General features: G+C 41.6%; 7 protein-coding genes. 3 read left to right on the top strand and 4 right to left on the bottom strand.

The window, feature by feature from the left end; all coding sequences use genetic code 11:
• Window positions 1–4 precede the first annotated feature (4 nt).
• Complete coding sequence (locus G4420_RS02130; RefSeq protein WP_163321952.1) at window positions 5–313, bottom strand: hypothetical protein; 309 nt, start codon at window positions 311–313, stop codon at window positions 5–7.
• A gap of 228 nt (window positions 314–541) precedes the next feature.
• On the opposite strand from G4420_RS02130, the gene G4420_RS02125 reads away from it, so the two are divergent.
• Window positions 542–1,000: a hypothetical protein gene (locus G4420_RS02125; RefSeq protein WP_163321951.1), complete on the top strand. Its 459-nt coding sequence runs from the start codon at window positions 542–544 to the stop codon at window positions 998–1,000.
• Here the strand turns inward: G4420_RS02125 and G4420_RS02120 are convergent.
• From G4420_RS02120 to G4420_RS02110, 3 genes are all read right to left on the bottom strand, one after another.
• Window positions 997–3,759: a phosphoenolpyruvate carboxylase gene (locus G4420_RS02120; protein WP_163321950.1), complete on the bottom strand. Its 2,763-nt coding sequence runs from the start codon at window positions 3,757–3,759 to the stop codon at window positions 997–999. The genes G4420_RS02125 and G4420_RS02120 overlap by 4 nt on opposite strands.
• 281 nt (window positions 3,760–4,040) lie before the next feature.
• The gene (locus G4420_RS02115) at window positions 4,041–4,412 is read right to left on the bottom strand and encodes a hypothetical protein (RefSeq protein ID WP_045026495.1); all 372 of its coding nucleotides are present in this window, start codon (window positions 4,410–4,412) and stop codon (window positions 4,041–4,043) included.
• 239 nt (window positions 4,413–4,651) lie between these two features.
• Window positions 4,652–7,198 (bottom strand): M14 family zinc carboxypeptidase, encoded by a 2,547-nt coding sequence (locus tag G4420_RS02110; RefSeq protein ID WP_163321949.1) that lies wholly within the window; start codon window positions 7,196–7,198, stop codon window positions 4,652–4,654.
• Between the two features lie 223 nt (window positions 7,199–7,421).
• On the opposite strand from G4420_RS02110, the gene G4420_RS02105 reads away from it, so the two are divergent.
• Window positions 7,422–10,142, top strand: a complete 2,721-nt coding sequence (locus G4420_RS02105; protein WP_163321948.1) for a TonB-dependent receptor — start codon at window positions 7,422–7,424, stop codon at window positions 10,140–10,142.
• A complete protein-coding gene (locus G4420_RS02100) occupies window positions 10,139–11,200 on the top strand; it encodes a DUF4249 domain-containing protein (RefSeq protein WP_163321947.1) in 1,062 nt (353 codons plus the stop codon). The genes G4420_RS02105 and G4420_RS02100 overlap by 4 nt, the downstream gene beginning before the upstream one ends.
• Window positions 11,201–11,205: the final 5 nt, after the last annotated feature.

The raw sequence follows: 11,205 nt of genomic DNA, 5'->3' as shown, positions 1-11,205 counted from the left end.
TGATTTAGTCTCTTAATTCAAAAAGGATATCGATAATTTCAACCGAGGTTGGTTCCACAACTTTGTAGGCTTTGCCAATGGTTTGGGCTAGTTCGGATTGACGAAACTCATTCAGTGATTCATGTGAATCCCAGATGTAAACACCACCAAATTCGCCGGGGGCTCCAAGTTTTACATAGTACTTTTGAACAATGCCGGAGAGGGCTTTAAATTGCGGTTCTCTTTCGTGGGCTACCTGAAGCAATTCTTCTTCAGACAATGTTGTTTTTAAGCGAACAAACTGCATCACGGTACCTTTTTTCTTGTCACTCATAGCTTTTGTTTTATTTGTTCCGATGGTGGTTTTTCCTGCCCGAAGCGGACTCTTACATCATCTTTTCTGTTAGTATAAATTCAACAAACAGGTTTGTGAATTGGTTTATGTCGATCTTTAGGGCTGGCTGAATGTGTTGTTTGGTAGGTTAATGAATGTATTGGTTTTTCCAACTTTTTTGTAATTTCACTTATAATAAAAAATGATTTTCCAAAAACGCTACCAGTCATGAAACACACATCCGTCATTTTGTTATTTGCACTTTTGTTTTCGTGTTCTACTACCGGGAAATTAACCGATGAGGTGTTTAAATCTACCTTGATCGGGAAGAGTGAAATGGAAATATATGCCCGATTGGGGCAGCCTGCCAAAACAGTTCCCATTGCTGATGGCGGGAAAGAAATGATTTACGAATTCTACGGTAGAGACATTTCATTGGTACCTGACAAATCTCCGGTTGTAATAAATTCTCCCGGAGCGCAAACGAGGTACCGTACTCAGAACTGGAACAACTCAACTCTTACAACCTCGCCCGATTACTCGGCCTACAACCGAAATGTAACCTACCTGAAAGTGTTGTTTGATAAAACAGGCAAAAGTTACCGTTTTGAACAAAACCTGTCGCGCGAGCAGCAGGAAATGTTTTATGAGAGTTTTAAGCGCTGCTTACCAGATACAAATAATTAGCCGGTAGTTCCCATAGCATTTGCAATGGCGTTTACCGATAACAACAACTGGTTAAGCATTTCTTTGTTTTCGTCGGCATTGGCATCTTGTTGTGCGCGCCACTTATTAATGTAATGTACCTGGTAGTTGTGCAGCGTATTAAGCGCTTCGGCACGTAACTGCGTGGAATAATAATGACTTTTTCGCCGCTCCTGCATAGGGCGTCCCAGCAATTCATTCATAATTTGCTGTGTTTTTTCAAACTCCTGCAGCAAGAGGTTTAAAACCTCAGAACGTGTTTCTGCATTTTTTACCAGGCCGCCGTAAAGCTTCATAATGTCTTTGTCGGTACTGGCCAAACTGGTATCAACATTGGTTAAAACATAGCGGATAAACTGGTTTTTCGGAATCAGCTTTTTTAGTTTTAGATATTTGTCTGGGTATTCTTTTTTCATTTTTTCAAGTGTTGATCCAACCCCGTACCAGCTGGTAATGTGGTAACGCGATTGTCCCCAGCTAAATACCCATGGAATGGCCCTGAGATCGGAGAAACTTCTTTTGCCGGTTCGTCGTGCCGGGCGCGAACCAATTTTACTTTGCTCAATTACATCGATGGGGGTGGCCTCCTGGTAAAAATCAAGGAAATGCTGATTTTGAAGCAATTCGGTGTAGGTGTTGAAACTTTCCTGCCCCATAAATTCCATTATCTCAGCAATATCGTCGCCATCTTCTTCTGGCATTTTGTGTAGCAGCGTGTTCAATGCATTCCCCGACATCATTAACTCGAGGTTGTAAACGGCATTTATTTTATTGGCAAATTTCTTTTCAATGCTTTCGCCCTGTTCGGTAATTTTAAAATTGCCCGAAAGCGTTCCGTGTGGTAACGAACGCAAAAACCAATGAATTGGTCCGGCACCGCGGCTTATCGAACCTCCTTTTCCGTGGAAAAATTTAATGTCGATACCGTATTTTTTACCCACTTCCGTAATTTCTTTTTGCGCTTTGTATAAAAACCACGCACTGGCCAGTATTCCTCCGTCTTTATTGCTGTCGCTGTAACCGATCATAATTTCCTGTGTTTTTACCGGCAGGTTTTGTGCCTTGCGCTGGTACTCCAGGCTGTTCTGAACTTCAGGATAGCTAAAATATTCTTCCAGTATGGCCGGACTGTCAATCAAATCCTGAATGGTTTCAAAAAGCGGAACAACATGCAGTTTTATGATCATGGTGTCGCGGAAAAGCGTAAGGCCGGCTTCGCGTGCCAGAATGTAAACCGTTAGCAAATCGCTGGCACTTTGGGTCATGCTAATAATTAGCGAGCCGATGGAATAGTGCGCATATTTTGAAATGTGGTTGTTTAGCAACTGAAAACATTCGATGGTGTTTTTCGATTCGGTATCGAGCTGGCTGTAGTCGTGCGTAAACGGACGCGCCGAGCGTAATTCCTTTTCCAGAAATGCTTTTTTAGCCTCCCCGGTCCATTCGGTATCTTTGGCGTTAAACGGATCTGATTTTTCAACCAGCTGTTGTAAGGCCAGATGGTAATAGCGACTGTTCTGTCTGATGTCGAGTTCGGCAAGATGAAAACCAAAGGACTGGATAAAATATATCGAGCGGTTAACCGATTGGTGGGCAATGTCGTTATAATTTGCTTCCAGCAAGGCGCGTTTTAGTAATTCCAGGTCTTCGAGCAATTGTTTTGAATTATCGTAGGTGCCTTTTTTTTCATCCAGCTCAAACAACTGCGAGTTTCCGATATTCAGCGGCAGCTTATTAATAAAAAGCTGTACAATAAGTTTAAACGCTTCGTTTTTCGATGCCGAAATAATCTTTTTCGTTTTATTACCCGTTTCGGCCACCAGCTCTTTAAACCGGTTAATCATAAACTCAGGCAAATCCGATATCTCGAAATAAAAACTCAGGTCGTCGGACAATCTGTTCAGTTCATTTTTAACTGTAATAAAGGCATTTAACCGAAGTTTATGCAGCGCTTTTTGGGTTACTTCGGCAGTAACCAGCGGATGTCCGTCGCGGTCGCCGCCAATCCATGTTCCAAATTTTAATCGCGGAAAATGGTTGTTCTGAATGAGTTGAGTTGAGTCGAAACCGGAAAATTCCCAGGCCTGAACAAGCCGGCGGTTTAACAGCGGAACCACTTCGGGGAATACATTTACAAAGTAGTGAATAGCATTATCCAGCTCGTTTTCAACGGTTGGTTTTTCCATGTAAAACTCGTCGATGTGCCAGATGGAGGAAATAACACGTTTCATTTCTTCGCGGTTTTCCTGCAGTTCGTACGAGTTGTACATCGAGTTTTCGCGTTTTACCAAAAGCAGGTACAGTTCGCGGTATTTTTTCAGAATCACCGGACGTTTGGCTTCGGTGGGGTGCGCGGTTAAAACCGGCTGAATCGAAATGTTATCAAACGATTCAAGTATTTTCTCTTCGGCAATTCCTTTTTCTTTTAAAAGATTTATGCTGTTGGCCCACAGTCCGTTTGTTGCCAGTAGTGAGTTAACTTCTTCGGTTTTTCGCCGTTGTTGCACGGCTCCGTTTGTTTCGGCAAGGTTTAACAGCTGAAAACAAACCGAATACATATTAAAATGTTTTTGCGAAAAATGCCCGGCATTTTGTGAGTTTTCATCACCAATCCACGGCATTACAGCTGCTACTTCGTTTTCGCCATTTTCGATTAGTACTTCGCGGAAACAGGTTAAAAGAAATTTGAGATCGGAATACGGTTTTCCAAGTTCTTTGATCAAAATCTGCAGATTCGACATCTTGCTATTGTTTTTATTTATAAACCATAACAATTTAAAAGAAAAAAGTTTTTCGTCATAATATTTTTTGCCGGGGAGTGGTTGGCAAAATCTGTTTGTTTGGGGTGGCAGTTTGTTGAAATTAAGTGTTTTGAGGTTAGTCGATTTCTGGTTTTATTGAAAAGCTGAGGTGCCGGGAACTTTGACTTAAGCCGGGCAAATGACATTAGTAAAAAGGCGCTGCTAACACTTTATGGAAATTTGGGAAAGCAGACAGGTTCAGTGTTTTCTGCAAACTATTTTTAAGCAGGAACGGCGCACATTCGCATGGCTTCTTCGTTTAAAAAGGCCTGTGCCTGACCATAAGATTGCAGGTTTCGTTTTGTGGTGAAAATATGAATCTTCAGATCAGGGTGATCAACCTCTTCTGAAAAAACTTTAAGTTTTCGCGGAACATTTTGCATTGGAATAATTTCACCGGTTTCGTAGTTGTACGTATAGTCATCATGCTCGGCAAACACAAACTCAATACCTGATTGTCCGATTGCCAAATCGTAGAAACGCGAGAAAACGATGTAAATCCTTCCGTTGGGCATTCCGTAATAATGCGCCGGAAAAGCAGTAGGGAGGTATGATGCGGGGGTTTGGTGAATGATTTTTGCAAGTGCTTTCATATCTTTTTAAATTAAAATGTATCAATAAGCGTATTGAACCAATTGATATTGATATCGACTATAGCCAGTCGTAACACTATTAACTCATCATAACTCCACTTTTGGTGGTGCCTGATTAATTTGCCTATATAAGTATGTTAAAACGTCCTTCTACTATATATTCTGCAAATTGCCAAAAGGTAATCCTGTAGTGCTTTGTAATTAACCGATTTAAGGTTTTTTGAAAAGGATCTAGGCAATTAGCGGATTATGTCTCCGAAAAATACTGAATTCGAAAATAGTTTATTGGTGCCCAGCCATGTTCCTCTGAAAGTCATATTGTCGTGGTAGCTTATCAGCTTACCTCTGCCAATATTTTGAACAGTAACAACAGGCGCATTTTTTAGCCGGTTTATATTGTCATCCGAAACCCATCCGCTGAGGTAAGGCGATTGGCTGAATTTAACCGGCTCGACATATTTCTTTTCGAGTGAATTGGCAACTGTTGTACTCGATTTAAAAAGAGCCAGTTGTTTATCGGAATAGCCAAAACATAATGGGTGTGTTACGTCGATGTCGGTTTCGAAAATAGCGCCGCTAATGTAATTCAGACTTTCTTCTTTACTGCGTTCGGCATAGCTTAAATAACGTGTTGAATCGGGCGAAACGGGCTTTTTAAAAGTGGTGTTGCCGATTTGGTTTTTGGCAGCCCAGGTGGTTGCTTCTTTATAGGCGATTAAAGTTCCGCCTTCGCTAACCCAGCTTTTTAGCTTGTTTATCTCTGTTGTTCCCCATTCCGTGAAATTTCCACTCAGGATAATAGTGGTGTAGCTACTAAGTTTTATTTTGCTTAGCGAACTGCTTTCGGCAAGTGTTAAAGGAATATGATAACGTTGATCGAAAAGATGCCAGATCTCGCCAACATCGCGGCTGCTGGCACTACCTCCGGCAAAAGTTAAAATTTTTGGTTTGGTAAGCGGCTCAAAGCTGTTACTTCCCAAATCAATGCCTGTGGGTGTTAATCCGCTCGATACGGCGTAGATATCAACTCCGGTATTTTGTGCAACATTTTCCAGAAACGCCTTTGCCTGGTTGCCCGACATAATTTGGTCCTGAACCGGAATAAAAATACTTCCGTACGAAAATGCTTCTTCATTATCATTGCCCGCAATCGTGAATTCTTTTGTGGCTGCATAGGTTCGCAACCCGGCATTCTGAATTTTATAAAGTGCTTCGGCTGTTGAATATTCGTCCCAGCGGAACAGGTAACCAACAGGATTATCTGCTTCAATAAGTTTTCCTGCAATTTTTTGAGCTTCAACCGGCTCGTCGGACAGTGAAACGCCGTTAAGACTACCGAGTTTTGCAGCGTGCAGATCGTAGGCGTGCGGGAAAGTCCAGGTGGAAACATCGTAAAAAGTAGTGTCGGTAAACTCATGCACTTCTTCAAAAATTGAATGGATCAGGCGGTATTGCTTTTGATTAAGCGGAACAACATAAGAAGTGCCGCTTTCAAAAGTTTGTCCATCGACTTCCTGCTTACTTTCGTTCTCGTAAACTTCAATTTGATGGCGGTTTAGCAAATCAACAAAATGTTGCGTTTTAACGCGGTCGGTGCTGCTGCCAAAAATGTAGGCTTTGGTTTTGCTTTTCGCCCCAAGGTCGAGTGCCGAGCTGTAAAATTCTTTTTGCATATCAAGCAATTCGTCGTGTAAATTCATGGCGGCTTCCAATGTCGACAGGCTCGTTACAAACTGGTTGCGTATACCAAATGCCAGTGTCTTTTGTCCATTCGATGTATTTCTGTATCGGCCTCTAAAACCAGCTTGCTCGAAAAGAATACCAATGCTTCCGTTCACATCTGGATATGATGATCCTTTGCCGAAATAATAGTCGTCAAATTGTTCTTCAGTAAAATATGTTGAACCGATTTTATCCAAAAACTTTGCGTGGTAATCGCCTATTTTATGGGTAAGCTCGTAGTTCTTTTCGGGAGTAAGCGGATTGTTTCGGCTTGGTACACCCGGCTGAAAGAAGAAAGTGGAGTTGGCGCCCATTTCGTGGTGGTCGGTAACAATGTTTGGTTTCCATTCGTGAAATTTCTGCACGCGACCTCTACTCTCGGGATGTACCAACAACAAATAATCGCGGTTCAGGTCGAACCAGTAATGATTGGTTCGTCCGGCCGGCCACACTTCCTGAAACTGGCGGGAATTATTTTCGCCGTTGGGTGTTGCACTTTGGTGCATGTTGGCCCACATGCTGTGACGTGTAAATCCATCGGGATTTAAACACGGATCAACAATAATGATGTTCTTTTCCAGGAGTTTATCAATTTTTGCCCCTTCGGCGGCAGCCAGGTAGTAGGCGGTTAGCACCGAGGCATTTGTGGCACTCGATTCATTTCCATGAACACCATAAGTTAAACTAACCACCAGCGGCACATCGCTTTTGGCAATATCTTGTCCCGGCTCCGAGAAATTATAATGTAGCTCTTTTAGTTCGTTAAGATTATGCTGGTTTTCGGGCGAAGTAAAAACCAGGTGAACCAGCGGTCTGTTTTCATACGATCGGGCATATTCATACAGAATTGCCCGGTTGGTACTTTTGGCAATTGTTTGTGCATAGTACAAAACCTGGTCGTGGGAGAGGTGCCATTCTCCCATTTTTTGCCCGAAAAACTCTTCAGGTGTGGGTATTTCACTATTATAAGTAACGTCGTCAGGTAGAAAGTAGGATAGTTTTTCCTGCGCTTGTGAAAAAATAATAAGAAATAAAATAAAAATTGTTGTAACAGATCGCTTCATTTTTATACTATTGTTAAATAAGAAGAAGGGTAATTGGTTTATTGGTTTCGAAGATTGAAAAAATATCAGACATTTCAAATAAAGATGCTAAAAAAAGCCTTGTTGCAATGGATGATTGTTTTTGTTTATTAAACTTATTAAACAAATTGTATAAAATTCTTAGAGGCTTAAACCTACAGAGGAAATCAAAGTCAAATAAATTCTAAACCAAGGTTCAAAAAAATTGAAAAAGTCTTTAATTAGTTATGTGCTCCTGTTTTTAGCTCTTTTGTTGGGGAATAATACTTTTTTGTATGGCCAGCAAATTGAAGAGATAAAAATAACTGGTTCGTACCAAAATCAACCACTTGAGCAATTTTTGAATGACCTGGAAAACAATTATAACTTACGGGTTTACTACAAAAAATCGTGGGTTGATAAAACTACCATTTCCAATCAGTTTGAAAATACACCTTTATTGCAGGCGCTAAATAATGTATTTTATGATTCTGAACTGAGCTACGATTTCTTTCAGAATGATGGAATTGTCATTTTTCGAAGGTCGGCTGATACCCGGTCGAAGTTTGATGATTACTCTCAAACGTTGGTGGTTGGCGATCCAATGAATTTAGGACGGTACAAAACAGCAAAGTTAAAAGGGCGTATCCTTGATGGAAAAGACGGGACTCCACTGGTTGGTGCCGTGGTTTATTGCAATAAGCTGCAAAAAGGCACAACATCTGATGCAAACGGAAGTTTTGAACTGGATTTGCCTACCGGTGATTTTAAATTAACGATCACCTACATCGGTTTCGAAGGCTCTTTAATAGATATTCGCCTGATAGAAGATGGCACAGCAGATTTTCGCTTGTTTGAAGAGTCGCATAATATTGATGAGGTAACTGTGCTCGGATCGGATGGTGATGTGCCACGCGCGCAAATGAGTATGGTGCAAATGAGTGGTAAACAGATTCAGCAATTGCCGGCATTAATGGGCGAAGTTGATGTGTTAAAAGGGCTTACCATTTTGGCTGGGGTACAAACGGTAAGCGAATTGTCATCGGGGTTTAACGTGCGTGGAGGAAACACCGATCAAAACCTAATTCTGGTAAATGGCAGCCCGGTATTTAATTCGTCGCACCTTTTTGGCTTTATGTCGCTTATCAATCCCGATGTTGTGGAGAATGTACGACTGTTTAAAGGCGGCATGCCGGCGCGTTACGGCGAGCGGGTGGCGTCGGTAATGGAGGTCGACTTTAAAGAAGGGAATGACGAAACCATACGCTTTTATGGAGGAATTGGAATTATAAACTCGCGCCTCGCGCTTGACGGGCCACTAACAAAAAATAAAAAGTTTACCATTGCTGTTGGCGGCCGTAGTTCGTATACCGACTGGTTGTTACAGGAAATTCCTATTCTCGACCTGAATGAGGGAGTTACCCATTTTTATGATGTGTCGGGGAAACTTACTTATAAGTTCAATCAACACAACAAATTAAGTGTAATGGCTTATACCAGTTTCGATGAGTTTAGTACCAGTTCGCAATCGATAACCGAATACGGAAACCTGCTGGGCAACCTAAAATTGAACAACCGTTTTGGCGAAAAATTTTACGGCGAGCTGGATGCAGCCTATAGCCGTTATGATTACCGACTTACCGACCTGGCCGACAATAAACCTTTTGAAGCTTATTATCTCGATAATCAGTTGCAGTACAGTTCTGTTGCGTATAACTTTAAATGGCATCCCGATGAGCTGCATAATTCCGAAGCCGGTTTTAAAGCTGTTTACAACGAAATCAGTCCCGGTGAAATTATTCCGAAACAGGATACAACGGTAATTGTTGGTCGTAAATTAGCAATGGAAAAAACACTGGACTGGTCGGTGTATATAAGCGACGAATTTCAGGTTTTGCCAAACTTTTCGATTGTGGCCGGTTTGCGTTATAATCATTTTAGTAATATTGGCACTCCGGTTGTTTATTTGTACGATGAGGGTCAGCCTAAAGAACCCGGAACGGTGGTCGACTCGCTGCAGTTTGGCAAAAACGAGGCTTCTGCAACTTACGGAGGAATTGAACCAAGGCTGGCAATGAACTACGATCTTGATATGAATACCTCGCTGAAGTTCAGTTATCAGCGCACACGACAAAATATTTTTCAGCTTAGTAATAATGCGGTAATCTCGCCGGCCGAAACATGGAAGGCAGCCGATTACCATTTAAAACCACTCATTTCCGATCAGGTGGCAGTTGGTGTTGAAAATAACTCCTTGTTATCGCGTGTTGACCTTTCAGCCGAAGTGTACTACAAATACCTGCAAAATCTGATTGAGTATAAAAATGGTGCTCAGCTGATTATGAACGACCATGTTGAAACGGCACTTGTGCCTACAAAAGGTTATTCATATGGAATTGAGCTGAGTGCACGCAAAAATACCGGCCGCTTAACCGGTTATGCCAGCTACGTGTATTCACGAACAATGCGGAAAAATACCAGCGATTTTGGCGAAGAAAATTTGTGGAACGGCGATTATTATCCGTCGATTTACGATAAACCACACGATTTTTCGCTTACGGCAACTTATAATATTAGTCGCAGGTGGCGTTTCTCCGGTAACTTTGTTATGGTTTCAGGAAGGCCAACCACTTTGCCCGAAATTAAATACAGATTTGCCGGCGAAGACCTGGTTTATTATTCCGATAGAAATAAATACCGCATGCCATCGTATCATCGATTGGATTTGTCGATCACTTTCGATCAGAACCTGCGTAAAAAACGGATGTGGAAAGGCAGCTGGACCTTGTCGGTATACAATGTTTACGGCCGCAATAATCCGTATTCGGTGTATTACAAAAAATCGGTGCCGGGCGAAAGCAATAATTACACGCGTTACTCGCTGTTTAAACTGTCGGTAATCGGTATTCCGGTACCTTCGCTAACGTATAATTTTAAGTTTTTATGAAGCGCATTGTAACATATAGTTTTATACTATTCATTCTGCTGGCAGGCTGTGAGGATGTTTACCGGCCTGAAATTGATGTGGTTGACAATGTTCTGGTAGCCGATGCACGAATAGCTGCCGACCAATCGGTTAATTACATTGATTTATACGAATCGGTAGCTTACTACGACAATGCAAGCACCGGCCCTGCTGTTACCGATGCTGTCGTTCGGCTTATTGATAATAACGGTAGTGAACTGAAGCTGCCGCATTATTCCGGAGGCCGATACAGGTTAAATAGCCTTCTTAACCCGAATTTACAGTATAAATTGAAAATTGAATACCGGGGAGAAGAATATGAATCGGCCTTTGAGGTTGTGCCCCAAAAACCATCGATTGACAGTGTTTATGGATTTGAGGAAGTTGAAATAAGACAGGAAAGCGGTGATAACGATGTTGACAATGTGGATCGGTTGGAAGGAGTTCGTTTGTATGCTGATATAACTCCCAATAACGAAAATCCTTATTGCCGGTTTACAACCCGCTTTGTTTTGCAATATAACTATGTAATTGAGGTTCCCGGGCCTTTTGGCAGTACGATGCCTGAAACCGTGTATGGATGGAAATCCTCTTATCCGCAGAAGACATTTAATATTGCTGCACCACCTGAATATTCGGCTTCTAAAGAAATTAAAAAGCACCCCTTATACTTTTTAAAAAATAGAGTGAAATACGAAGAGGAACATATTTTCTCGGGTTGGATTGTGATCCTGTATCAACACGGAATAACTAAAAGTGCTTACAACTATTACGATGATTTGAACAAGCAGCTTGAAGCCGGTGGAAAAATATTTGATCCCTTGTATGTGCAGGCACGAAGTAATTTGAGATGTACAACCAACAGTGATCAGAAGATACTCGGAAATTTTGAAATATCAGTGAATAGCGAAACAAGGTATTTTTTGCGATATATTTCTGAAACATCAGGATTTGCATTACATGAGATTGAGGAGCGTTACCACATCCCTTCATCGGGGGAACAAGTGAGTATTATGCCCGAATGGTGGGAGCATCCCTAAATAAA

This window comes from Draconibacterium mangrovi (assembly GCF_010586825.1).
GTDB classification, from domain to species: domain Bacteria; phylum Bacteroidota; class Bacteroidia; order Bacteroidales; family Prolixibacteraceae; genus Draconibacterium; species Draconibacterium mangrovi.
Note: the sequence above shows the minus strand (reverse complement) of the source record. Positions and strands in the feature narration are given on the sequence as shown.

Excerpts from the sequence above, each read along its gene's own strand:
- G4420_RS02125 (WP_163321951.1), top strand. The coding sequence starts at position 542 with ATGAAACACACATCCGTCATTTTGTTATTTGCACTTTTGTTTTCGTGT.
- G4420_RS02120 (WP_163321950.1), bottom strand. The coding sequence starts at position 3,759 with ATGTCGAATCTGCAGATTTTGATCAAAGAACTTGGAAAACCGTATTCC.
- G4420_RS02110 (WP_163321949.1), bottom strand. The coding sequence starts at position 7,198 with ATGAAGCGATCTGTTACAACAATTTTTATTTTATTTCTTATTATTTTT.
- G4420_RS02130 (WP_163321952.1), bottom strand. The coding sequence starts at position 313 with ATGAGTGACAAGAAAAAAGGTACCGTGATGCAGTTTGTTCGCTTAAAA.
- G4420_RS02115 (WP_045026495.1), bottom strand. The coding sequence starts at position 4,412 with ATGAAAGCACTTGCAAAAATCATTCACCAAACCCCCGCATCATACCTC.
- G4420_RS02100 (WP_163321947.1), top strand. The coding sequence starts at position 10,139 with ATGAAGCGCATTGTAACATATAGTTTTATACTATTCATTCTGCTGGCA.